Genomic DNA, 1,313 nt, shown 5'->3' with positions numbered 1-1,313 from the left:
TGTCTAGTCCTGAAATAGGTTTACACCTGTTTCAGTCTCAAAACGCCCGATGCACCGCATCGGGCGTTTTGTATTTCAGGGATAAGTGCGGCCGCTCCCGGTTGTAGATTTGCACCGATTCATCCACCATTTTCACTGCATCCGCCAGGTCTTTGGGGCGATGTAGCAAAAACTCAGTCTTCAAAATCCCATTTACCCTCTCCGCCATAGCGTTCTGATAGCAATCATAACCGTCAGTCATTGAGCACCTGATTCCATGCCGGGTATGCATCCGTTGGTATAAATCAGAGCAATACTGGGCTCCGCGATCTGAATGATGAATGAGCGGTTGATTGGATTTTCGCTGACTAACAGCCTTCTGCAGCGCCCTGACCACCGACTCCGTATGCAGGCTGCTGTGCACATGATGACCCACGATTTTGCGTGAGTACGCGTCTGTTATCAGGCTAACGTAAGCGACACTTTCCCGCGTTGGGAGATAGGTAATGTCTGCGACCCAAACCTGCTCAGGTCTGCTGGCTACAACTTGTTCCGGGCCAGCTTTGAGTAGGTTGGGGTGACGGCGGAAGCGATGATGGCTATGCGTGGTTTTATGATAAGCACGTTTGCGAGGAACCAGCTCTCGCGCCTCTCGCAAGATGGAAAACAGGCGGTCTCGACCGACACGTAGCGCTGTTGCGGCTTCAATTAGCATCAGGTGGTGCAGTTTGCGCGTCCCAAGCCTCGGCTGGCGCCGACGCTTTTCCAGAACGAATTCCACTACCTGCTGGTCTTGGCAAACTCTCGCGTCAAAGGCTCGGTTGCGCTTGTAATACGCTTGGCGCGAAATGCCCATAAACAGGCAAGCCCTGGTAATGCTCAGGTCTTGGATTTGCCCTTGCGAGAGGACTTGCCGGGTCGCTTTTTTACGATGGACACACCGTAATCATTTTTCAAGACGTTCACGACAGCTTCAAAGAACTGGGCCTTCTGATTGCTCAGCGCCAACTGTTCTTCAAGCTCTTTGATCCGCTGTTCGGGTGTCAGCGGTAGGTTGGGGTCGGTCATCGGCCTGCTCCGCAGCGCTCGGATTGAGGCGCCTTGGCTCCAGTCCTGTCGGCCATGCTTGCGTAACCAAACCAGTACCGTGGACCGGCCTTGAATGCCAAAGCGCCGTTGAGCCTCTTTATAACTCAACTCGCCTTTTTCGACTTGATCTACGACTGACAATTTAAAAGCTAGCGTGTAATCGCGCTGGCTCCGCCTTTTTCCGGTATCCATTGAATCCTCCTGAAGATTGGTCAGAAGGTGTAAACCTTATTCAGGACGCGACA

At 52.7% G+C, this 1,313-nt stretch carries 1 protein-coding gene; it reads right to left on the bottom strand.

What is annotated here, in order from left to right; translation table 11 throughout:
* Window positions 1-37 precede the first annotated feature (37 nt).
* A protein-coding gene (locus tag AC3WMV_RS28295) for an IS3 family transposase (RefSeq protein WP_177325627.1) occupies window positions 38-1,260 on the bottom strand; the annotation gives its coding sequence in 2 pieces (ribosomal slippage) (window positions 38-909 and window positions 909-1,260; 1,224 coding nt in all).
* Between the last annotated feature and the right edge of the window lie 53 nt (window positions 1,261-1,313).

The sequence above is a fragment of the Pseudomonas sp. FW305-3-2-15-E-TSA4 genome (genome assembly GCF_058787295.1).
Note: the sequence above shows the minus strand (reverse complement) of the source record. Positions and strands in the feature narration are given on the sequence as shown.